This window comes from Streptomyces sp. NPDC003038 (assembly GCF_040611115.1).
Lineage (GTDB): Bacteria > Actinomycetota > Actinomycetes > Streptomycetales > Streptomycetaceae > Streptomyces.
In genome coordinates, this window is the sequence record NZ_JBEXNN010000028.1 from 56,392 (window position 1) to 78,404 (window position 22,013).

Here is a 22,013-nt window from a genome sequence, read left to right on the forward strand (position 1 = left end):
CCCCTCAGCCGCGCACAGGGCCGGACGGCGTACCCGGGGGTTCCCGTCCGGGCCGGTGTGGAAGGGGTGAGCGGCATGAGCGATGACGCAGAGGATCCAGGGGCCGCCTGGCGGAAATGGCACGAGCAACGGGTGGCCACCGTCTCCGCCTCCTACGGGCCCCTCGCGCTGACGGGCACCCATTGGCTCGCCGAGTACCCGGAAGGTCGAATTCCGGCCGTTCCGGGGCGCTGGCGCCCGACTGGTGCCGGTGTGGCGCTGACCGCGGCGGCCGGGGACGGCCTCCGTCTCGACGGCGAGCCCTTCACCGGTGACACCGTACTCGCCGCAGACGAGAGTCCGCCCGCCCACTCCCGGCTCACCGTGGGCAAGGTGCGGCTCGTCGTGATCCGGCGCGAAGGCGAGTGGGCGGTGCGCGTCTTCGACCCCGCCTCCGGGGCCCGCCGGGCCTTCACCGGCATCGAGGCCACTCCGTATGCTCCGGCCTTCGCGCTGCCGGGGCGATTCCGGCCGTACGGCGAGCACCGGACGGTCCAGGTGGAGAACGCGGACGGGCGCGCCCGCGGGCTCGGCCTCGGCGGTGAGCTGAGCTTCCCCTTCGAGGGTGTCCGGCACACCCTCCAGGCCGCTGTCGACGAGGGTGACGGCAGCCTGTGGGCGGTCTTCGGCGATGCCACCGGCGGCCGCTCCAGCTACCGCTTCCGTTTTCTGCGGCCCGGCATTCCGGCCGGGGACGGCTCGATCCCCGTGGACCTCAACCGGGCCCTGCTGCCGCCCTGCGCCTTCGCGGAACACTTCATCTGCCCCTTCCCACCAGCCGGCAACACGCTGCCCTTCGCGGTGGCAGCAGGCGAGCGGCGGCTGAAAGCCGCCCTTGCGACCGGTATCTGACGCCCGCACACTCCCGACAGTGCTTGTCAGGGGCACGGCGGAAATTCATGCGCCCGCCGTGCTCCCGGCCGCGCCTCACGGGCTACGGCACCCCCACGATCGCCGGGCCCCCGAACCTTTCCGGAGGACGAGAAGTGAGGATCAAGAGCATCACCCGTACCAGGCTGCTCGCGATGGCCACCGGCCTGGCCGCCGTCGCGGCCCTCGCCGCACCCACCGTGGCGAACGCCGACGCAAAGGACAGCGGTTTCAGCGCCGACCGGCTCGCCGCGGCCGGGGCCTCCGTCCTGCGCGCCGACGTGGCCGGCACCGCCTGGCACACCGACCCCGCCACCGGGACCCTCGTGGTCACCGCGGACTCCACCGTCTCCGCCGCCGACCTCGCGAGAATCAAGCGCGAGGCCGGTGCCGAGGCCGGGGCCCTGCGCATCGAGCGCACCCCGGGCAAACTGACCAAGCTGCTCTCCGGCGGCGACGCGATCTACGCGTCGAGCTGGCGCTGTTCGCTCGGCTTCAACGTGCGCAGCGGGTCCACGTACTACGCACTGACCGCAGGCCACTGCACCGACGGCGCAGGCACCTGGTGGAGCAACTCCGCCCGCACCACCGTACTGGGCTCGACCGCCGGCTCCAGTTTCCCCAACAACGACTACGGCCTGGTCAAGTACGCCAGCAACTCCCCCGTCCCGCCGGGGACCGTCGGCAGCCAGGACATCAGCAGCGCCGTCAACGCCACCGTCGGGATGTCCGTCAAGCGCCGCGGCTCCACCACCGGCACCCACAGCGGCTCGGTGACCGGCCTCAACGCCACCGTCAACTACGGCGGCGGCGACATCGTCTACGGCATGATCCGCACCAACGTCTGCGCCGAACCCGGCGACAGCGGTGGCCCGCTCTACTCCGGAACCCGCGCGGTCGGTCTCACCTCCGGCGGCAGCGGCAACTGCTCCTCCGGCGGCACCACCTTCTTCCAGCCCGTGGTCGAGGCCCTCAACGCCTACGGGGTCAGCGTCTACTGACGGTAACCCACGCGCCCCCGTCGCACCCCTGGACGTCCTTCCGCCTTCTGGGAGGATGTCCAGGGTGTCCGTGTCCACGGGGGAGGCAGGCTTCCGTATGAAACGCATCGGCGTGACCGGGCACCGGTCCATTCCGGGCGAGGTGCTCGGTCATGTGGAGAGCAGCCTCCGGGCCGTACTGGGCGGCCACGAAGGGCCGTTGGAGGCGCTCTCCAGCCTCGCCGAGGGAGCGGACCAGCTGTTTGCCGCCATCGCCCTGGAGTGCGGCGCCGACCTCACCGTGGTGATCCCCAGCGGGGACTACGAGGAGGGCTTCGAGGATGCCGAGGCCCTGGCCGGCTACCGGCGCCTCAAGCACCTGGCCACCCAGGAGGTCCGGATGGACTTCGCCCGCTCCACGGACGAGGCCTACTACGCGGCCGGAACCTACATCGCCGACTCCTGTGACCGGCTCGTCGCCGTCTGGGACGGGCTCCCCGCCCGCGGGCACGGCGGCACCGCCGAGATCGTCGCCTACGCGCGCACCCTCGGCAAGCCGGTCACCGTCATCTGGCGCGAGGGCGTGACCCGGACCTGAGCCACGCCCCTGGCTCCATTCCCTGCTCCGTTCCCCGTTCCGCTCCGCCCCCGCTCCATCCGGCCGCAGGTCAACTGCTGTGCCGCGCCAGCCAGTCCGTGTGCTGCGGCGAGACGTACCGCTCGGTCTCGTAGACCGCCGACGGCCACTGCGACTCGGTGATGGTCGTCTGCATCACGACCATCATCGCCGCCAGATCCTGCTCGATCAGGGTGTGCGCCTCGATCAGCGGATGGTGGCGGCGCACCTCGTTCCAGGCGATGCCCGCCGCGGCGGCCGCGCTCAGCAGCCCCGTCAGCTTCGGCCCCGGACCCGAACCGAACGTCCCCAGCAGCGCGAACAGCAGGGCCAGGCAGGTCAGCAGCACGATCGTCCACGACCACAGGGCCGTCGCCCGCCGGGACACCTCCGTCCGCCGCCGGTACCAGTTGCGCTGCTCGATCAGCCGGTCCCGGACGTACGTCTCCCGCCGCACGTGGTAGCCCAGCCCGCGCAGCCGCTGCATCGCGCCGGTGATCTCCCCGCCCTCCGGCACCGTCCCGGCGGTCCGCGGATCCTCCCAGCCCATCTTGCGCAGCTCGTCCAGGCCCGCCTCCAGCCGCGTCCGGTACGTCGCCTCCGGCCCCTCGACGTCGCTGCCGAAGGGCATGCCGTGCACGGCGTAACGCCAGGCCAGGGACTTGATGAACTCCGCCGCGCTGCGGTTGAGCTGCCACTGCGGCCGGGCCCGGCGCCTGGTCGCCCGTACGCCCACGGCCAGTACCCCCGTGTACGCGAGCACGCTCAGCAGCCCGAACACGTGCAGCGAGCCCAGCCGCGGCCCCGAGGGCAGCGCGGCGGCCGCCGCGGCCGCGACGAGCAGGATCAGCTGGCCGCGGGTCGCCTGCGTCGACTCCCGCTGCCGGGAGATCGCCGCCTGGTCGGTGTGGTGGAAGAGGGCCGGCAGGTCCTCGTTTCGAAACGTCATGCTGTCGGTCACAGCGCCCCCCAGCGGTTCGGGCCCAGTCGGGTGGCGGGCGGCGGCGACCCTCGAGTCCCCGCCGCCCGGGATCGGATCACACGGCGAGCGGCTCCAGGTCCCGGTGGACCCGCCGCTCGTCACGGGCGTAGCGGGTCAGGCCGTGCTCCTCGCCGAGCAGCCGGGTCAGCTCGGCCACCGTCTCCGCCCGTACCCTGGCCGCCTCCTCCTTGCGGCCCAGCGAGTCCAGGCTGACCGCCATGTTCGAGGCACTCGCCAGGGTCTCCGGGTGGTGCGCCCCGAGTGCCTCGCGCAGCCGCGTCACCGCGACCCGCTCCAGCTCCAGGGCTCCCTCCGGATCGCCCTGGTCGGCCCGGGCGTTGGCCAGGTTGAGGTGGGCGAAGACCGTGTGCGGGTGGTTGTCGCCGAGCACGTCCCGCATCATCCGGATCGTCTGGCGCAGCATCGACTCCGCCGTGTCCGCGGCCCCCGTGCCCCAGTGGAAGACCGCCAGGTTGTTGAGGGCGGCCAGGGTGTACGGGTGGCGCTCGCCGGGCACCTTCATGTACTCGTCGACCACCTCCTGCGCCAGGTCCCGCGCCGAGGCCGGGTCACCGGTCGCGAACAGGTCCGCGGCCAGGTTCAGTTCGCAGGCCAGCAGGTCCGGGTTGACCGAGGTGTACTTGGCCCGGTAGCGGTTGCGGGTCGCCGTCGTCAGCCGCAGCGCGTCCTCCAGCTCGCCCGCCCGGCGCAGCGACACCGCCAGGTTCTTCGCCGCCGAGAGCGTGCCCGGGAAGGCCCGGCCCAGCTGCCGCTTGTAGATCTCGTACGTCCGGCTCAGCAGCTGCACCGAGTCCTCGTAGCGGCCCACCTCGCGCAGGTCGCGCGCGAGGTTCTGCGCCGAGGAGAGCGTGTACGGGTGGTCCGGTCCCAGTACCTCGGTGCGCCGGTCGAAGACCTCCTGGTCGATCTCCCGGGCCCGGGCGTACTGCCCGACCATGCGCAGGTTCAGCGCCAGGTTGTTGGCGGCGGCCAGGGTGCGCGGGTGCGCCTCGTGGAAGATCTGCCCGAAGCCCTCGTGCGCGGCCGTCGCCAGCTCCATGGCCTCGCCGTACCGGCCGAGTGCGCCCAGGTCCATCGCCAGACCGCTGGTGGTCATGTAGGTGTGCGGGTGCGAGGGGCCGAGCGCGGCCCGCTGCCGCTCCAGCGTGCTCTCGTCCAGTTCCATCGCCTCCACGAACCGGCCCTGCGAACGCAGGATGTTGGAGAGGTGGAACCGCAGGTACAGGTACTGGAGGTCGTCGCCGCCGAGGCTCTCCTTCCAGGCCTCGCGCAGCTCCTCGCCCAGCTGGTAGGCGGCCTTGAAGTCGCCGCGCTTCCACAGGTAGCGGACCCGGTCGATCAGCAGCCTGCGCGTCTCCGGCTCCTTGCAGAACCGTGCGTCCGACGGAGTCAGGTGCGGCCAGATCGTGTTGAACCGCGGCCACGTCTCCGGGTTGTCTATCGGCTCGTCGTCGTCTGGCCGGGCACCCGCCAGGATCCGGTGCACCGCGTGCCGGGCCTCGCGCTGCTCCTCCTCGGACAGCTGCGCCCGGATCACCGCCTGGACCAGGCGGTGGACCTGGATGCTGTTGCTGACCTGGTCGACCTTGGCCAGAGCGAACCGGCCGATCTCCCGGATCACCCGGCCGAGTACCAGCTTCTCCTGCAAGGAGGCGTCGTACGGCTTGAGCGCGTCGATCATCTCCTTGCTGTAGAGGAGGTTCGCCGAGATCGGCTCCGGCGCGAAGAAGGCGCACAGCTGCAACAGCCGCACGGCGGCCGGCGAGCGGGACTGCAGCCGCTCTATGGAGACGTTCCAGGTGGCGGCCACCGGCTCCGGATAGCCGGGCGGCTGGTTCAGCGCCAGCACCCGGGCGGCCTGCTGGGCCAGCTGCTCGATGTACGCGGACACGGGCGTCGCGGTCTCCGCGATCCACGCGCCCGCCTGCTCGACCGCGAGCGGCAGGTCGCCCACCGCGACCGCCACCTGCTCGGCGTCGTCCTTGCTGAGGCCGGGGGCCCTGCGCTGGAGGTGCTCGATGGACTCCTCGCGCAGGAACACGTCCACCGGCAGCGCGTCACCGTACTGCGACCAGGACTGGTTGCGGGAGGTCACGAGCACGTGGCCCGGGCCGCCCGGCGGGAAGAACCGCTTGAGCGTCTCCGGATCGTCGGCGTTGTCGAAGACCAGCAGCCAGCGCGAGGACGGCACCCCGCGCCGCAGCAGGTCGATCGCCTCCTGCGAGGCGGACGCCATGTCCTCGCCGGTCTGCGCGCCCAGCCGTACGGCCAGCTCCGCGAGGGCCGCGACCACGTCGTCGGTCTGCTCCGAGGAGATCCACCACACCAGGTCGTAGTCGGCCATGAAACGGTGGACGTACTCCAGCGCCACCTGCGTCTTGCCCACACCGCCGAGGCCGTACAGCGTCTGCGGCTGCGGCAGCACCACGGCCATGCCGCCGCCGAGCTGGTCGCGCATCCGCTCCAGCACGATGCTGCGCCCCGTGAAACCGGGGTTGCGGGGCGGCGCGTTCCAGATCTTCGGGACGGTCCCGGGGAACCGGGGCCCGGGCTGGGAGGCGCTGGTGACGCTGTCGGGCAGCGCCATCGGCCGCTCCACCGCGCGCAGCAGGGCGGTGGTCGCGTGCACCTCGTCGAGCCGGAAGAGGTCCACGGGGTTGCGGTCGATGTAGGGCGTGGACAGTCTCACGTCGCCCACCCGCAGCGGCACCAGCTGGCGCCGGCCCCCGGTCGGGTCCTCGGCGGCGGCGCGCGCCCACACGTCCACGGCCCGGGCCGACTTGAGGTAGGCGCTGGAGAGCAGCACGACGGTCCGGGCGGCCGTGTCGATGCTCAGGCCCGCCCCGCCCAGCGTGTCACCCGCGCCCGCGCCCGCGCCGGCGCCCGCGCCCGCGCCGGCGCCGGAGGCGGCCACCGGCCGCTCGGCGGAGACGTCCTTGGGGACGACCCGGAAGCCGGCCCGGGTGAGCACCGACTCGATCCAGTCCGCCCACATCCGGTTCTCGGCGACGTAGGAGAGGAACAGGTCGGCGGGCAGGGCGGGGCGCCGCCGGGTGAAGGCGTCCCGGATCCGCAGCCGGACCTCCTCGCCGATGGCCGGCATGGAGGTGACCTCGCCCTCGGTGACCACGGCGGTGAGCCGTTCGAAGGCGGAGAGGAGGGAGTTGGTCAGCCCGGCCTCGTCGCCGAAGGTGGCCAGGGTCTCCTCGTAGGCGTAGTAGGGGCGGTACGGGATCTCCACCGCGCCCCAGTAGGAGGTGAGCTCGTCCCCGACGAGCCCGCCCGGGAAGCGGTCGAACTTGATCCGGGCCAGCGCCCGGCCGGCGTCGGCCTTCTCCTTCTCGCCCTCGTCGATGCGCATCGGGACCGGATAGATCTTGATGCCGCGATCGTTGAACCGTTCGTCGATCTGCCGGGCGACGGAGGCGGCGCCGTCGATGGACTGGTCGGAGAGGGTGAAGCAGTCGACGAGGACGTCCGGGAGGTGGACGGTGCAGATGTCCGCGATGTCGGACAGGCCGGTACGGCTGTCGATGAGGACGTAGTCGTAGTTCTTCTTCATGTCGGCGCGTAAGGCGTCGAAGAAGAGCCCGCCGCCGAGCCGGTCGTAGAAGTTGTCCCAGTCGAAGGTGGAGACGGTCGCGGAGTACTCGCGGTTCTGCCGGCCCGCCGACACGAAATCGAGGGTGCCGCCGTCCGGGAACTCCCAGCCGAGCGTCTCCGGGGTCAGCGAGACGGCGTGCGGCTGGATGCGCGCGTAGTCCTTGTGCCAGTCGTCGGCGCGCTGCACCGGACTGGTCGCGGCCCAGGCGTACTCGCTGATCAGGTCGATGACCCCGGTGGTGGCCCCGAGCGTGGAGGGATCCAGGAAGGGGTGGAAGAAGCGGTGCAGCCCCGGCGCCTCCAGGTCCCAGTCCACGGCGAGGACCCGCTTGCCGTTGGCGGCGAGGATCCAGGCGGTGTTGGCCAGCGCCATGGTGCGGCCCGTACCGCCCTTGTAGGAGTAGAAGGTGACGATGCGTCCGTCGCGGCTCGCACGGCTGTCACGGTCCCGGCTGTTCCGGCTGTCCCGGTTGTCCTGGCTGTCACGACTCGCTGTCATCCGCGTCCCCCCGGTCGGTGTCGTTGTGGTCGGTGTGCGCGTCGGGCGGGAAGGGGGCCGGCGGCGGTGCGGGCGGCCCGCTCATCCCCATCGGCCCGAGCAGCCGGGGCCGTTCGGTGTGCGTGCCGCCGGCCGGTGGGTACACCTGGGCGTGTCTGAGGAACTGCTGGGCGGCGGCCTCGACCACCTGCGGCAGGATCTGCCCGAGCGTCTCCATGTTGGCCACGCCGTTCGCGGCGGCCCGGCAGGCGGCCCGGCCCTGGCTCATCTTGATGGGCATGGTCTCCTCCAGCCGCTGTGCCAGCTCGGCCTCCTTCGCGCGGCTCTGGTGGTCGTAGCGGTTCCACGGCACGACCACGTTGATCCACGGCCTGGACTCCTGGTCGAAGGCGGCCAGGCGCTGTCGCCGCTGCTCGTCCTGAAGGACCCAGCGGTCGACGATCAGGATCTCCGGCCGGGTCGGCGGCTGCTTGCTGTCGAAATGGCCGGCCTCGTCGTCGAAGGACGCGAGGGTCGTGCGGTAGTTCAGGGACCGGACGATGTCCTCGGCCACGTAGGCGATGGGCTTCTGGGAGACCGGGTGGTACGGATTCCACTCCAGCGCGGAGTCCCCGTAGTACTCGGGGCTGCGGCCCTCCGGCAGCTCGTGCCGCGGGGCGGCCGCCACCGTCACCTGGAGCGTACGGGCGGTAGCGCTGCCGGGCCTCCCGAAGGCGCTCGGCACCACCCGGTAGTCCACCGGGCGCGCGGAGTCGAGCCGGACGGACTCGGCGACCCGGACGATGCGTTTGGCGAGCTCGTACACGGCCCGCTCGTACTGCTCGGCGTATCCGCGCAGTTTGATCAGGCCGTACAGCCCGTCCGTGACGTAGCGCTCGCCGAAGGTGTTGTGGTTGAACTGCAACCGCTCGGCGGGATCGGGCAGTTGGGCCGGCGGTACCGGCACCCACAAGGCGGGCACGATGGCATCGGCCGGCTCGTTCTTGACCGCGCTGTGGTGGATGGTGCGCTGCGCGAAGGCGAACCACTCCTTGCCGCACATCTCACTGGCGAAGTACCGCGGCGAGAACAGGGGGACGAAGACCCGGCAGGTGGCGAGCGCCGCACCGAGCCGTTCCGACCAGCCCTCGCCGCTGCGTATCTCCCGGTCCATGAACCCGGCGTCGGACCCGGCCGGGAGGTCGGTCAGCGCCATGACATGACTGCAGAGATCGCGGAAGAGGCGCTCGACCCACATGTCCGGGTCGGGCCCCCCGGCCCCGAATCTCGGTGTATGCGCATAACTGAGAAAAAAATACGGCTGCACTGATGCGGGCACACGACCCCCGTCCCGAAGATGCGAGCGAAGAAACATCATTCCGGAGCTGCTTCGCCACATCCCCTCATGGTTCAGTCAATCAGCGTCTGTTTTCGGTCATCCAGTCAAGGGCGTGATCGACGGCATCCGGGATCGAGAAGAGCATGGTCGACGCCCCTCCCACCCGCCCCCTGCGCACCCGCGATTGCGGGAACGTCCTGCCGATCTCCGCGAAATCGCTGTCGTCCAGCGCGATGTCCTCGTACGCGGTCCACTCTCCCCCTTGCTGACGCCCTTGACGCCGCCCCGGAAGGTTCACCTTCACCACACACTCGTACATGCGCAAGGGGGGCTTCGGAATTCGATACTCCGCGAGGTGGAAAGCGGTGCAGACCGAAAAGCCCACATTGATCATGAGTACCTGTCCTCCCTCCCAGCACAGCTTTCCCAGGGGCGACTCCTCGCCGAGGTGTTCTTCGACGCGGTGCCCCGAGCAGAGCCGCTCCGCGTCCTTGCCCAGGGCGGCGAAGGAGGTCTGGGGATGGGCGCTGCGCGCGGCGCGCGGTGCGGTGCGGACGGCCTCGGCGAAGGCGCCCATGCCCTGGCTCGGCGTGCTCGCCGGGTCGAAGGCGGGCATCCGCTCGCGGAAGGCCCGTACCTCCGGCTCGGACAGACCGGCGATCCGCGCCAGGTGGGCGCTGGAGGTGAGGGAGTTCTCCGGTGTGAACGCCGGGACCACCAGGGTGCCGCGCGGGCCGAGGACGCCCGTCAGGGCGTCGCGCAGCACCTCGGGGCGCAGGCCGGTCCCGGTGAGGGAGGCGTGCACCAGCAGCCGCATGCCCGGCCGGACGCCGAGCAGCCGCAACCGGACGGCCAGCGCGAGGACGCCGTGCGGCCGGCCGGCCGGGCCCGGGACGGAAGCCGTCACGTGGCGACCGCCTTCAGTTCCCACCGCAGCTCCGCCACCAGGCGCTTGCCGGTGATGGTCAGCTCGGCCGCCTCCGAGAGGCGGTCCAGGGCCTGGTGGATGCGGTCCGCCCCGCCCGGTTCGGGCGCCGCCGTGGCCCGTTGGTACGCCTCCACCGCCACCCGCTCGTGTACGTCGGCCAGCAGCCGCGACACCGGAACCGGGCGCTCGCGCCACGGCGAGGGGTGCTGCCACGCCCCGTCCAGCGCGTACAGGTCGGTCACCTCGGTCAGGGCCTGCAAGCGGGCCCGCCGCTGACCGGTGAGCAGCGCGAGGGCCGTCTCCGCCGCCCCCGCGGCATACGGCACCCCGAGCGCGCCCGGCCCGTGCCGGCCCGCCTCGCCCCAGCCGCCCGCCCGGGGGCCGCCCGCGAGCGGCGTCAGCGTGCTCAGCCCGACGGCCGCCGCCCGCGCGAAATCCGGCACCGTCGCGCGCAGCAGGGCCCATGCCTCGTCCAGCCGGCCCCGCCACTCCTCGGCCTCGCCGGCGCCGAGCCGAAGCCTGGGCGGGCGGGCGAAGCAGTTGCGGTACGGGTCGAGGTCCTCCAGCGCCACCGCCGCCGCTTCCGGCCCGGCCGACCAGGTCCGTACGGGCTGCCAGCGCGCGTCCCCCGCCGAAGGCCCGAAGCGGTGCTCGGCGCGGCCGTCCCGTACGGCGTACCCCTCGTCGGTGACGCGCAGCGCCGCCCGGCCCTCCGTGCCGGGCTCGCCCAGCCGCAGGAGCCCCAGCGTCGGCAGGTACACCTCGCCGTCCCGGTAGGCGACCTCGGCCGGCAGGTCCAGCCCGCCGCGCAGCACGGCCGCGGCGGCCAGCGCGGTCAGCCTGCGCGCCGCCTCCGGGCCGGGATCCTCCCGGCCCTCCCGGCCCTGCCGGGCGTCCAGGGCGGCCAGCACCCACGTCCGGGTGAACGGGTGGTCCAGTACGGCGTCCAGCGCACCCGCCCCCGCCTCCCCGGCCCCCTCCACCGCTGCCAGCAGCTCCCAGGCCCGGGCCCAGCCGGGTTCGGCTGCGAGGTCGACGTGGAGCCTGGCCAGCAGAACCCGGGTCAGCTCCTCCTGCGACCGGGCGAGTCCGGCCGGGTCGGTCAGCTCCGGGGCGGTCTCCCGCAGCGCCGTGCGGCCCTCGACCCCGTCCACGAGCTCGCGCAGGTCGGTGCAGTACACGGAGGGGTTGTCGAAGCCGTTCGCGGCCTTGTACCGGTGGGTGTAGAGGCCACCCCCGCACGAACGTACGACGGGGCACCGGCGGCACGCATCACTGACGCCCGCGAGGCCCAGCTGCCGGGCGCGGACCCCCGGATGGCCAGCGACCTGGTCAAACGCGTGGTCGAAGACGTTGAACCCGGTGGCCGCGGCCCCGTCGAAGGCGGACTTGAGGGAATCCACCTGCTCCAGGGTCCCGTCGGTCTCGACGACGACGAGGTCGGTGGGTGCGAGGCCGAGGGACTCGGTGAGGCTGGGCCCGCCGCGCAGCGTGGAGAAGAGGGATTCGAAGAGCCGTACCGGAACCGGGCGCTCCAGCCGCTCCCAGTGGTCGAAGACGCGCAGCAGCCAGCGCGCGTACGCGTCGGGGGCGCCGTCGGGGCGGGGCGGGGGCGCCTCCCAGGTGGCGTGGGGGAGGAGGAAGTCCACGCGCGGGGGTTCGAGTTCGACGAGCGCGTCCAGTACGGCGACGGGGTCGTTGGCCACGTCCACGGTGCAGAGCAGACCCTGGTAGAGATGGCGGTAGCGCTCCGAACGGAGCAGTGCGACGGCGGCCAGGACCAGCGGGTGGCTCGTACGGCCGTCCGCGAACCGGCGGTGGCGGTCGTTGGCGGCGCGGTCCCCGTCGAGGGAGATGCCGACCCGGACGCCGAACTCGTCGAAGAGGTCGAGGTAACGGGTACTGAGCTGGAGCCCGTTGGTGTGGATCCGCAGATCGAGGGCGGCGGTCCCGGCGAGCGCCCGGGTGAACTCCTCGCACACGAGCCGCAGGCGCGCGGTGCCCGCCAGCAGGGGTTCCCCTCCGTGGAGAATCACCGTGACAGAGGGGAGTGCATGGTCACGGGCATGTTCGGCGAGCCGCGACGCGGTCTGGGAAACGACCCCGGGGGAGATCACTTTCGGCCGGGCTCGCCAGCTCTGGTCCGCGTGTTCGTAGACGTAGCAATGATCACAAGCGAGATCGCATCTGCTGTGAACTTTCAGGACGATCTCGCGAAATGCGATCAGGCCGGTCATTCCGCCAGTCTAGAGCGCCTACTTCGGGGTCAGAGCGCAGAGTTGAAGATCGGTGCCTGAACCGAACGGCCGGATTCCGTCGGGAGCACGCGGCCCAGCTTCGCGGCCGCGGACGCGCTGCGGACGTCGATCTGGGCGAGCGGGACGCGGCGGGCCTTGACCGTGCTGGTCGCGGGGGAAGCGGAAGTGTTCACGACACCGTCCTTGGGGAAGCCATGTGGAATGGACATGTGAATGACAACGGCGACGTGCTGCTGTCAAGCGTGGACTTTACTCGGCCACACCCCATTGGCAACCGAGACATGACGCCTGGTCAAGCGTTCTACGGAGAGTCCGGCGCAATTCCCGAGGCGGGGCATTCGGCCGTTTGCCGGATGGAAAGATCCTTTTTGCTCGCGCCGCCGGATTCCGCGGCCGGGCGCCGCTACGCGGGCTGCTGTTCGCTCAGCGGCGCCGCGGGCAGGTCGCGGAGCAGCCAGTTCAGTACGTCGGGCAGTGCGCGCAGTGCCGCGAAGTGCGCGGCTCCGGGGTCGATGGTGGTGGTCGCGCCGGGGATGCGGCGGCCCAGCCAGCGGGAGTGCCCCACGGGGGAGAAGACGTCGAGCTCGCCGTGCCAGATCAGCACCGGGCAGCGGATGTCGGCCGGGTCGAAGCCCCAGGGGCGGCTGAAGGCGAGGGCGTCGTCGATCCACCCGTAGGCGGAGGTGCGCAGGCCCTCGCGGTAGTTCCGCAGCAGCATCGACCGCAGGCCGGCATCGGAGACGATCATGCGGTCGTTCTCGGTCAGCTCCCGGCGCAGTTCGTCCAGGAGCCGGCGGGGGTCCTTGCGGATGCCCGCGGCGCGCGGGATCAGCCGGGCGGCCAGTTCCTCGGGGTCGGTGGAGGCGGTGGTGTACTCCTTCACGTTCGAGGCGGCCATGCCGGCGAACCAGTCCAGGTCCTCGGCGTCCCGGGGGGCCAGGCCCACCATCGCCGCGGTACGGGTGACCCGGTCCGGGAGCAGGGCCGCGCAGGCCAGGGCGCCCGGGGCGCCGCCGGAGCGGCCGGCCACGGTGAAGGTGTCCAGGCCGAGGGCGTCGGCGACGGCGGCCACGTCCTGGGCCACGTCGGCGACGGTGCGGCCCGGATGGCGGTCGGAGCCGCCGTAGCCGGGCCGGTCGTAGGCGATGAGCTGCATCCGGCGCTGGTAGAGGACCATGCCCCGGGGAGCGGGCCCCAGGCGGCTGCCGGGGGTGCCGTGGAGCAGGAAGACCGGTCTGCCGTCCGGGTCGCCCCAGCGCTCCACCATCAGAGCGCGTCCGTCTGCGGCGCGCACCTGATCGCGCACGCGCTCCCTCCTCACCGTCGGCTGGAGTCGTCACGGTGATTGTGCGCGCCGGGGGAGGAGTGCGGTAGGGCGCACTCCGCGCGAAGTGCTCGTCCTGCCCTGCGGCGCGTCGGCCGGGAAGGCCGGCGAGAGGAGAGGTGACCCGCGGAGCGCGGCGGTCCGCCCGGGGTATCAGGGTCCGGGCGGGGCTGGCTCGGCCCAGCCACCGGTAGGCCCGGGCAGGCCGGGTTACCGCGCCTCCGTCCCCTCGTCGGGGGCCGGCGTACTCGTGAGCCTGGCGCCCGAGGGCGCGTCATCGGGGAGCCCGCTGCCCGTGGCGGCCCCCGGGCGGCCCTTGCGGAACACCGCGCAGGCCAGCGTGACCGCCGAGCCGGCCACCGCCCAGGCGGCCAGTACCAGCATCGGCCCGCCCGTGTCGTTGCCCTTGAAGTACGCGATGGAGCGCGCGGCGTACGTACCGGCACCCGGCGGCAGGGCCGGGCCGATGGTCTTCCAGAACGGCGGCAGCAGCGGGTAGGGGTAAGCCCCGCCCGCACTCGGGTTGCCCAGCACCACCACCAGCAGGATCGCGAGGCCGATGCCGACCACGCCCGCCAGCCCCTGGAAGGCCAGGGTGATCGCGCCGACCGCGAAGACGACCAGGGTGCCCAGTCCCCACAGGCCCATGAGGGAGCCGGGCAGCGCGTCCAGGACCGGGCCCGCGATGACCGCGCCGAGCAGCCCGGCGGCGAGCGCGTACACGAGCAGCGCGCCGAGCCGGACGAGGGCGCGGGCGGAGTTGGCGGGCCGGGCGCCGGCGCTGATCGCGAGGATCGCGGCGCACAGGTAGCCGCCCACGCACCAGCCGACGACCAGGTAGAAGGAGCTGAGGCCGCGCCCGTCGCCCGTGGCGGCCGGGGCCACGTCGGTGACCTGGAGGGTGCGTCCTTGGCTCTTCTCGGCCAGGCCGACGACCTCTGCGAGGGCCTGCGAGAGCGCGGCGCCGGCGCCGCCCGCCACGAGCAGCCTGTCGGTCTTCCCGGCCGGGTCGATGATCAGCGCGCCGTCCACGTCCCGGTTCACGATCTGCGCGATCGCGTCGGCCTCGTCCTTGACCGGGCGGGGGTCGAGCGGCTTGCCGGGCAGGGCGTCGAGCTGCTTCACGGTCTGCTCGGCGACCGGTGTGAGGGGCGCGGTCACCGCGAGGGGGATCTCGCTCGGTTTCGGGTGGTGGAAGGCCCCGATGTAGGAGGTGATGAAGGCGAGCTGGAGGGCCAGCACTCCGAGGACCAGCAGGGCTGCGCGGGTGGTCACGGCGTCTTTGATCTCGGCGAGGAAGCCGTCGGACGGTCCTGCGGCGTGGTCTGAACTGGGCTGGTTCATGTCCCCACGCTCGGCGGGCGGGGGGTGGGCCGCAGCAGGGGAGGGCTGAATGGGTGATCGAACAAGTGTTTCGCACGCGTATTCGAATTGCTCTATGGTGGAGACAGGGGAGGCCGTAGGAGCGTGGGCGTTATCGAGTGAAGCAGGAGGCCGCGGATGCCTGGTTTTACGCATCTGCACACCGTTTCGGGGTTCTCCATGCGCTACGGAGGCTCGCACCCGGAACGGCTGGCCGAAAGCGCCGCCGAGCGGGGCATGGACGCCCTCGCCCTGACCGACCGCGACACCCTCGCGGGCGCGGTGCGGTTCGCGAAGGCATGCGCGACGGCCGGGATCAGGCCCCTGTTCGGAGTGGACCTGGCCGTGTCGCCTGCCGCGCCGCCCGTGGCGGGGTCGGTGGGGTCGGCGGGGTCGGGCGGCTCTGGCCGTACGAGTCCGACCGGGCCGGGCGGGTCCGGCCCTGCGGGTGGTTTCGGCCGGGCCGGCGTGCGTACGGGCGACCGTGCGGCCGGGCCGGGAACCGGGTCCGGGTCCGGGGGCGGCTGGGCCGGTGAGGCCTCGTACCGTCGGCGCAGCCCCGTCAAGGGCGGCGCCTTCGTGGACGAGTCCGCCCCGCGGGCCGTCTTCCTGGCCCGGGACGGGGCCGCGGGGTGGGCGGAGCTGTGCCGGATGGTCACCGCCGCGCACGCCGGGGCCGAAACCGAAACCGGAACCGGCGCCGCGGGCGCGAACGGAGCCGTCGCGCGGGCCGTCGCGGACGCCGACGGGCTCACCGCGCCCGCGCGGGCGGTCGGCGGGCAGCCGCTGCTGCCCTGGGACGCCCTGCGCGGCGACGGCGTCTTCGTCCTGCTCGGGCCCGGTTCCGAGGTCGGGCGGGCGCTCGCCGCCGGACGCCCCGACCGGGCCGCCCGGCTGCTCGCGCCCTGGCGGGAGATCTACGGCGACTCCCTGCGTCTGGAGGCCGTCCACCACGGCCGTACCGGCACCGGGCCCGGCTCGCTCCGGCTGGCCGCCCGTACCGTCGGCTTCGCCGCCGACCAGGGCGTCCCGGCCGTCCTGACCAACGCCGTCCGGTACGCCGACCCCGGCCAGGGCCCGGTCGCCGACATCCTCGACGCGGCCCGCCGACTGGTCCCCATCGACCCCCGCGGGCCCCTGGACAGCGGCGAACGCTGGCTCAAGGGCCCCGACGCCATGGCCGAGACCGCCGACCGGATCGCCCGGGCGGCCGGCCTGCGCCCGGCCGACGCGCGCCGCTTCCTCGCGGAGACCCGGCGTACCGCCGAGGCCTGCGCGGTGGACCCCGAGGACGACCTCGGCATCGGCTCCGTGCACTTCCCCGAGGCCCGGCTCGTCGGCGCGGCCCACCGCAGCGCGCAGCGGGTCCTGGCCTCCCGCGCCTCGGCGGGCATGGTGCTGCGCGGCTACGCGGACGACCGCGCGTACTGGGAGCGGATGCACCACGAGCTCGACATCATCGCCTACCACGGCTACGCCTCGTACTTCCTGACCGTGGCTCAAGTGGTGGACGACATCAAGGAGATGGGCATCCGCGTGGCCGCCCGCGGCTCCGGTGCCGGATCCCTCGTCAACCACCTGCTCGGCATCGCGCACGCCGACCCCGTCGCCCACGGCCTGCTGATGGAGCGCTTCCTGTCCAAGCGCCGGCGCGTCCTGCCCGACATCGACATCGACGTGGAATCCGCCCGCCGGCTGGAGGTCTACCGGCGGATCATCGGCCGCTTCGGCGCCGAGCGCGTCGCCACCGTCGCCATGCCCGAGACCTACCGGGTCCGGCACGCCATCCGCGACGTCGGCGCCGCCCTGTCCATGGACCCGGCCGTCACCGACCGGCTCGCCAAGGCCTTCCCGCACATCCGGGCCCGCGACGCCCGCGCCGCGCTGGAGGAACTACCGGAACTGCGGGACGTACGGGGCCAGTCGTACGGGCGGCTGTGGGAGCTCGTCGAATCGCTGGACGCGCTGCCGCGCGGGACGGCCATGCACCCGTGCGGGGTCCTGCTCTCCGACGCCTCGCTGCTAGCCCGCACGCCCGTGGTCCCCACCAGCGGCGAGGGCTTCCCCATGTCCCAGTTCGACAAGGACGACGTGGAGGAGCTCGGGCTGCTCAAGCTCGACGTGCTGGGTGTACGGATGCAGTCCGCGATGGCGCACGCGGTCGCGGAGATCCGGCGCGGCACGGGGCGGGAGCTCGATCTGGACGACCCGGCGCAGGTGCCGCCGGACGACGGGGCGACGTACGAACTGATCCGCTCGGCCGAGACGCTGGGCTGCTTCCAGATCGAATCGCCGGGCCAGCGGGACCTGGTGGGGCGGCTCCAGCCGTCGGCCTTCGACGACCTGGTGGTCGACATCTCGCTGTTCCGGCCGGGGCCGGTGGCCGCCGACATGGTGCGGCCGTTCATCGAGGCCCGGCACGGGCGGGCGCCGGTGCGCTTCCCGCATCCGGACCTGGCGCAGGCGCTGCGCGAGACGTACGGAGTGGTGGTCTTCCACGAGCAGATCATCGAGATCGTGCACGTCATGACCGGCTGCGGGCGGGACGAGGCGGACCGGGTGCGGCGCGGGCTGTCCGATCCGCCGTCGCAGGGCCGGATCAAGGCCTGGTTCGCGGCGCGGGCGGGTGAACGCGGCTACCCGGTGGAGGTGATCGGCCGGACCTGGGAGATCGTCGAGGCCTTCGGCAGCTACGGCTTCTGCAAGGCGCACGCGGTCGCCTTCGCGGTGCCGACCTACCAGTCGGCGTGGCTGAAGGCGCACCATCCGGCCGCCTTCTACGCCGGGTTGCTCACCCACGATCCGGGGATGTACCCGAAGCGGCTGCTGCTGGCGGACGCGCGGCGCCGGGGCGTGCCGGTACTGCCGCTGGACGTGAACCGGTCGGCGGTCGCCCATCGTATCGAACTGGTGTCCGGTAATCCTCCGGTGTGGGGGCTGCGGCTCGCCCTGTCCGACGTCCACGGCATCAGCGCGGCCGAGGCGAGCCGGATCGAGGCCGGACAGCCGTACGCGTCCCTGCGCGACTTCTGGGACCGGGCGCACCCGGGGCGCCCGGTGGCACAGCGGCTGGCCCAGACCGGGGCGCTGGATGCCTTCGGCGCCAACCGGCGCGACCTGCTGCTGCACGTGTCGGAACTGCACGGCGCCCAGCGGGCGGCGGGGGCCCGGGGCGCGGGCGGCTCCCAACTCCCCCTGGAGGGCGGCCGGTCCACGGCCTCCATCGGACTGCCCGACCTGACCGACGCGGAACGGCTCAGCGCCGAGCTGGGCGTCCTCGGGATGGACGCCTCACGGCACCTGATGGAAGACCACCACGCCTTCCTGGCCGAGCTGGGAGTGGTCCCGGCACGGCGGCTGCGGGACATCGGCCACGGGCAGACGGTCCTGGTCGCCGGAGCCAAGGCGGCCACCCAGACCCCGCCGGTCCGCTCCGGGAGGCGGGTCATCTTCACCACGCTGGACGACGGGACCGGCCTGGTCGACCTGGCCTTCTTCGACGACAGCCACGAGGCGTGCGCGCACACCGTCTTCCACTCCTTCCTGCTGCTGGTACGAGGCGTCGTGCAGCGGCGGGGCCCGCAGAGCCTGAGCATGGTCGGCGCCGCGGCGTGGAACCTGGCGGAGCTGGTGGAACTGCGGGCGGCGGGCGGCCTGGACGCGGTCGCGGCCCGCCTGGCCTCAGGCGCCGGCGGCGCGGTCGACGGCGGTGGCGCGGGAGGCACCGGCGCGGGCAGCACCGGGGCGGGCAGCGGCGGCGGGCCGGGTGGCAAGAGCTCCGACTCCGGCCGGCGGATCCACCTGCCCACGGGGTACGAGATGAATCCCTGGGCCGACCTCCAGCCGCCCGGCGCCGGCCCCGCCACCGGCCGCAAGCTGTGGCACTCCAGCCAGGGGAGCGCGGGATGAGCACCGGATCAGGCGCGGGCGTGGGCGCGGGCGCAGGCACGGGCCTGGGTGCGGGCACCGCCGCCGGCGCCGGTGCCGACGTGATGTGCCTGCGGCTGCACCCCGCGGACGGCGGGCCGCTCGGGGCGGAGGCGTACGCCGGGGTGCTCGCACTGCTCGGCGGGTTCACCCCGGCCGTGCAGGCCCTGCCGCCCGACACCGCCCTCGCCGACATCCGCGGCGCGCTGCGGTACTTCGGGTGCGACGCCGCCCGGCTGGCCGCCGTCATCCGGGTCCGCGCCCTCGCGCTGTACGGCGTGGACTGCGCCGTCGGCGTGGCCGGCAACCCCATGCTGGCCCGGATGGCCGTCCGGGAGGCCGGGCCCGGGGGGACCCTGGTGGTGCCCGACGAGCCCGCCGCCGTGGTCGAGTTCCTGGCGGGCAAGCCCGTCGCCGCCCTCGACGGCGTCGGCCCCAAGGCCGCGCGCACCCTGTGCTCGTACGGCCTCGACTCCGTCGGCCGGATCGCCGCCGCCCCGCCCGCCGCCCTGCGGCGGATCCTCGGCGCCCGGCTCGGCCGCGAGGTGTACGAGCGCGCCCTCGGCGTCGACCGGACCCCCGTCCAGCCCGGCGCGGCCGCCCGCTCCATCGCCGCGGAACGGCCTTTCGACCGGGACGAGCTGGATCCCGTACAGCATCGGCGGGCTCTGCTCTCGCTGACGGAGGAGCTCGGCGCCCGGCTTCGTACACAAGGGCAGGGGCAGGTCTGCCGCGCCGTCTCGCTCACCGTCCGCTGCGCCGACCGCACCACGCTCACCCGGACGCGCACCTTGGCCGAACCCACCGCGCACTCCGCCGCCCTGACCGCCACGGCCTACGCCCTGTACGCCGGGCTGGGCCTGCAGCGGGCCCGGGTCCGCGCGCTGTCCCTGCGGGCCGAGGACCTGGTCCCGGCCGAACGAGCCGCGCGGCAGCTCAGTTTCGACCCGCAGGACGAGAAGGCCCGCCGCCTGGAAGCCGTCACGGACCGGGTCCGCGCCCGCTTCGGGCCGCACGTCATCGCACGCGGCACGCTCGCGGCCTGACCGGGTCGCGGCCCGACACGCGCGAGTTTTTACCGACGCGTAACTTCCCAGTTCCACTACTCGCCCGTAATTTGGCGGCAGCAGCGCCCCCTTGTGATCCGGATCACGGGACGAACCCCCCACGCCCCCACGCCTTTTCCCCTTGACCCCGCAAGGAGATCACACGATGCTGCCCTGGAGACGCCTGCTCCGCCCGCTGGCCGTCCTCACCCTCACCGCCGCCGCGCTGGTCGCCCCCACCGGCGCCGCACAGGCCGCGACCGCGCCCAGCAGCGGCTGGAACAACTGGTCCTGCAAGCCGTCCGCCGCGCACCCGCGACCCGTCGTCCTCGTGCACGGCACCTTCGGGAACTCCGTCGACAACTGGCTCGGCTTCGCGCCCTACCTCGTACACCGCGGCTACTGCGTCTACTCCCTCGACTACGGCCAACTGCCCGGTGTGCCCTTCTTCAACGGGCTCGGCCCCATCGAGAAGTCCGCCGGCCAGCTCGACGACTTCGTCGACAAGGTCCTGGCCGCCACCGGAGCCGCCGAGACCGACATCGTCGGCCACTCCCAGGGCGGCATGATGCCGCGCTACTACCTCAAGTACCTGGGCGGCGCCGACAAGGTCAACGCCCTGGTCGGGCTCGCCCCCGACAACCACGGGACCACGCTGCTCGGCCTCACCCAACTGCTCCCGTACTTCCCCGGGGCGGAGGACCTGATCAGCTCCACGACACCGGGCCTCGCCGACCAGATCGCCGGATCCGCCTTCCTCACCAAGCTGAACGAGGGCGGGGACACCGTGCCCGGAGTGACGTACACGGTGATCGCCACCAAGTACGACCAGGTCGTCACCCCGTACCGGAGCCAGTTCCTCGACGGCGCGAACGTACGGAACGTCGTGCTCCAGGACCTGTGCACGCTGGACCTCTCCGAGCACGTCGCCATCGGGCTCACGGACCGCATCGCCTGGCACGAGGCCCTCAACGCCCTCGACCCCGCACACGCCGAACGGACCACCTGCGCTTCGGTCTTCGACTGAGGCGCAGACGGTCCGGACGGCGTGACGAACCTCTAGCGGCCGTGGCGGCCCGCCGTCGTCGCACGGCGGCGGGCCAGCCCGAACAGCACGGCCGCGCCGACGGCCAGAGCGCCGGCCCCGGCGATCGCGATCGTCGGCGTGGTGCTGCTGCCACCCGTCTCCGCCAGGTTCTGGGACGGGGACGAGGACGGGATCGAGGAGGGGGCCGAGCCGTTCGTCTTCGGGTCGTTGTCCCCGTGGCCCTTGTGCTCCACGGTGGACTTGTCCGCACCGTCGGCGATCTGCTGGTCCGTCGGGGCCTTGGCCGGGGGCGCGGAGGAGGCGGGCTGCTCGGAGGGCTTGGAACCCGGCTTCGCGCTCGGCTGGGCGCTCGGCTGCGCGCCGGGCTTGGTGGCGCCCGTGCCTCCGTTGCCGCCGCTGCCTCCGTTGTCGCCGTTGTCCTTGCCGAAGACCACGTCCGAGCAGGTGTAGAAGGCCTCCGGGCTGTCCGAGCGCTGCCAGACGCTGTAGATCAGGTGGCGGCCGGACTTGTTCGGGACCGTGCCGGAGAAGACGTAGTCGCCGTTCTGCATGCCGGGGTCGGTGGCCTTCGCGAACGGCGCCGGCTCCAGGTCGGACCACTTCAGCGGCTTCGTCGGGTCGTACCCGTCCTTCGTCACGTACAGCTCGAAGGAACCCTTGTGGGGAGCGGTCCCCTTGTAGCGGAAGGTGTGCGGGCCCGCCGTCATGGGGCTCGACGGCCAGTCGGCGCGGGCCAGGTCGAGGCCCTTGTACTTGCCGTTGCCCGCAGAGCACAGCTGCCCGTCCGGGATCAGGGACTTGCTCTTCCCGGCCGCGTTGGCGATGTTCACCGCGTTCCAGTCGTAGAACGCCTGCACCCCGCTCGCCGCGACCGCCGCCTTGCACGCCGCCGAATCCGGGGACTCCGGACCCTCCGCGTAGCACGCCGCCACCCGGCTGACCGGGTCCGTCATCGATCCGTGGGCGGCCGCGGGAGCGGCGGCGTACGCGGCCACCGCGAGCGGGGCGAGGGCGACGGCGGCGATGCGGGTGGCGGTGCGGCGTGCGGGCATGGGTGGATCTCCTTCGGGCGCAGAACAGGGCGCGCCAGCGAAATCGACCCCGTCCCGGTGCTCCACCACCCAGCGCCGCTCGATCCGGTCGAAGGCCGCGGTGCCGATCTCCTGCCGCAGGGCGTACAGGATCAGCGCGG

The 22,013-nt window shown here is 73.0% G+C and carries 15 protein-coding genes; 6 read left to right on the forward strand and 9 right to left on the reverse strand.

Annotated elements, in window-relative coordinates; translation table 11 throughout:
* Positions 1-75: 75 nt before the first annotated feature.
* From ABZX75_RS27195 to ABZX75_RS27205, 3 genes are all read left to right on the forward strand, one after another.
* Positions 76-891: a DUF1684 domain-containing protein gene (locus ABZX75_RS27195; protein WP_355414982.1), complete on the forward strand. Its 816-nt coding sequence runs from the start codon at positions 76-78 to the stop codon at positions 889-891.
* Positions 892-1,064: 173 nt separating this feature from the next.
* A complete protein-coding gene (locus tag ABZX75_RS27200; protein WP_355415008.1) occupies positions 1,065-1,910 on the forward strand; it encodes a S1 family peptidase in 846 nt (281 codons plus the stop codon).
* A gap of 97 nt (positions 1,911-2,007) precedes the next feature.
* Positions 2,008-2,487 (forward strand): hypothetical protein, encoded by a 480-nt coding sequence (locus ABZX75_RS27205; RefSeq protein WP_355414984.1) that lies wholly within the window; start codon positions 2,008-2,010, stop codon positions 2,485-2,487.
* A gap of 70 nt (positions 2,488-2,557) precedes the next feature.
* Here the strand turns inward: ABZX75_RS27205 and ABZX75_RS27210 are convergent, their stop codons facing one another.
* From ABZX75_RS27210 to ABZX75_RS27245, 8 genes are all read right to left on the reverse strand, one after another.
* Positions 2,558-3,454, reverse strand: a complete 897-nt coding sequence (locus ABZX75_RS27210) for a DUF4231 domain-containing protein (RefSeq protein WP_355414986.1) — start codon at positions 3,452-3,454, stop codon at positions 2,558-2,560.
* 88 nt (positions 3,455-3,542) lie between these two features.
* Complete coding sequence (gene fxsT, locus ABZX75_RS27215) at positions 3,543-7,484, reverse strand: FxSxx-COOH system tetratricopeptide repeat protein (RefSeq protein WP_355415010.1); 3,942 nt, start codon at positions 7,482-7,484, stop codon at positions 3,543-3,545.
* Positions 7,485-7,593: 109 nt separating this feature from the next.
* On the reverse strand, positions 7,594-8,964 hold the full coding sequence (locus ABZX75_RS27220; protein WP_355415012.1) for a TIR-like protein FxsC: 1,371 nt from the start codon (positions 8,962-8,964) through the stop codon (positions 7,594-7,596).
* A gap of 43 nt (positions 8,965-9,007) precedes the next feature.
* Positions 9,008-9,745 (reverse strand): AAC(3) family N-acetyltransferase, encoded by a 738-nt coding sequence (locus ABZX75_RS27225; RefSeq protein WP_355415014.1) that lies wholly within the window; start codon positions 9,743-9,745, stop codon positions 9,008-9,010.
* An 86-nt stretch (positions 9,746-9,831) separates the two neighbouring features.
* A complete protein-coding gene (fxsB, locus tag ABZX75_RS27230) occupies positions 9,832-12,093 on the reverse strand; it encodes a radical SAM/SPASM protein FxsB, inactivated metallohydrolase extension form (protein ID WP_355414988.1) in 2,262 nt (753 codons plus the stop codon).
* A 29-nt stretch (positions 12,094-12,122) separates the two neighbouring features.
* A complete protein-coding gene (gene fxsA, locus ABZX75_RS27235; protein WP_355414990.1) occupies positions 12,123-12,287 on the reverse strand; it encodes an FxSxx-COOH cyclophane-containing RiPP peptide in 165 nt (54 codons plus the stop codon).
* A gap of 230 nt (positions 12,288-12,517) precedes the next feature.
* Positions 12,518-13,420, reverse strand: a complete 903-nt coding sequence (locus ABZX75_RS27240) for an alpha/beta hydrolase (protein ID WP_355414992.1) — start codon at positions 13,418-13,420, stop codon at positions 12,518-12,520.
* Positions 13,421-13,648: 228 nt separating this feature from the next.
* The gene (locus ABZX75_RS27245) at positions 13,649-14,782 is read right to left on the reverse strand and encodes a DUF3533 domain-containing protein (protein WP_355414994.1); all 1,134 of its coding nucleotides are present in this window, start codon (positions 14,780-14,782) and stop codon (positions 13,649-13,651) included.
* A 156-nt stretch (positions 14,783-14,938) separates the two neighbouring features.
* Between ABZX75_RS27245 and dnaE the strand changes: the two genes are divergently transcribed.
* The 3 genes from dnaE (at position 14,939) to ABZX75_RS27260 (ending at position 20,800) form a co-directional block, all read left to right on the forward strand.
* Positions 14,939-18,709 (forward strand): DNA polymerase III subunit alpha, encoded by a 3,771-nt coding sequence (gene dnaE / locus ABZX75_RS27250; protein WP_355414996.1) that lies wholly within the window; start codon positions 14,939-14,941, stop codon positions 18,707-18,709.
* Between the two features lie 83 nt (positions 18,710-18,792).
* Complete coding sequence (locus ABZX75_RS27255; RefSeq protein WP_355415016.1) at positions 18,793-19,773, forward strand: hypothetical protein; 981 nt, start codon at positions 18,793-18,795, stop codon at positions 19,771-19,773.
* Between the two features lie 166 nt (positions 19,774-19,939).
* Positions 19,940-20,800 (forward strand): alpha/beta fold hydrolase, encoded by an 861-nt coding sequence (locus ABZX75_RS27260; RefSeq protein WP_355414998.1) that lies wholly within the window; start codon positions 19,940-19,942, stop codon positions 20,798-20,800.
* A gap of 32 nt (positions 20,801-20,832) precedes the next feature.
* Here the strand turns inward: ABZX75_RS27260 and ABZX75_RS27265 are convergent, their stop codons facing one another.
* Positions 20,833-21,873 (reverse strand): lytic polysaccharide monooxygenase, encoded by a 1,041-nt coding sequence (locus tag ABZX75_RS27265; protein WP_355415018.1) that lies wholly within the window; start codon positions 21,871-21,873, stop codon positions 20,833-20,835.
* Positions 21,874-22,013 lie beyond the last annotated feature (140 nt).

Excerpts from the sequence above, each read along its gene's own strand:
- dnaE (WP_355414996.1), top strand. The coding sequence starts at position 14,939 with ATGCCTGGTTTTACGCATCTGCACACCGTTTCGGGGTTCTCCATGCGC.
- ABZX75_RS27245 (WP_355414994.1), bottom strand. The coding sequence starts at position 14,782 with ATGAACCAGCCCAGTTCAGACCACGCCGCAGGACCGTCCGACGGCTTC.
- ABZX75_RS27205 (WP_355414984.1), top strand. The coding sequence starts at position 2,008 with ATGAAACGCATCGGCGTGACCGGGCACCGGTCCATTCCGGGCGAGGTG.
- ABZX75_RS27225 (WP_355415014.1), bottom strand. The coding sequence starts at position 9,745 with ATGCGGCTGCTGGTGCACGCCTCCCTCACCGGGACCGGCCTGCGCCCC.
- ABZX75_RS27195 (WP_355414982.1), top strand. The coding sequence starts at position 76 with ATGAGCGATGACGCAGAGGATCCAGGGGCCGCCTGGCGGAAATGGCAC.
- fxsB (WP_355414988.1), bottom strand. The coding sequence starts at position 12,093 with ATGACCGGCCTGATCGCATTTCGCGAGATCGTCCTGAAAGTTCACAGC.
- ABZX75_RS27265 (WP_355415018.1), bottom strand. The coding sequence starts at position 21,873 with ATGCCCGCACGCCGCACCGCCACCCGCATCGCCGCCGTCGCCCTCGCC.
- ABZX75_RS27220 (WP_355415012.1), bottom strand. The coding sequence starts at position 8,964 with ATGTTTCTTCGCTCGCATCTTCGGGACGGGGGTCGTGTGCCCGCATCA.
- ABZX75_RS27260 (WP_355414998.1), top strand. The coding sequence starts at position 19,940 with ATGCTGCCCTGGAGACGCCTGCTCCGCCCGCTGGCCGTCCTCACCCTC.
- ABZX75_RS27210 (WP_355414986.1), bottom strand. The coding sequence starts at position 3,454 with ATGACGTTTCGAAACGAGGACCTGCCGGCCCTCTTCCACCACACCGAC.
- fxsT (WP_355415010.1), bottom strand. The coding sequence starts at position 7,484 with ATGGCGCTGGCCAACACCGCCTGGATCCTCGCCGCCAACGGCAAGCGG.
- ABZX75_RS27255 (WP_355415016.1), top strand. The coding sequence starts at position 18,793 with ATGTGCCTGCGGCTGCACCCCGCGGACGGCGGGCCGCTCGGGGCGGAG.
- ABZX75_RS27200 (WP_355415008.1), top strand. The coding sequence starts at position 1,065 with ATGGCCACCGGCCTGGCCGCCGTCGCGGCCCTCGCCGCACCCACCGTG.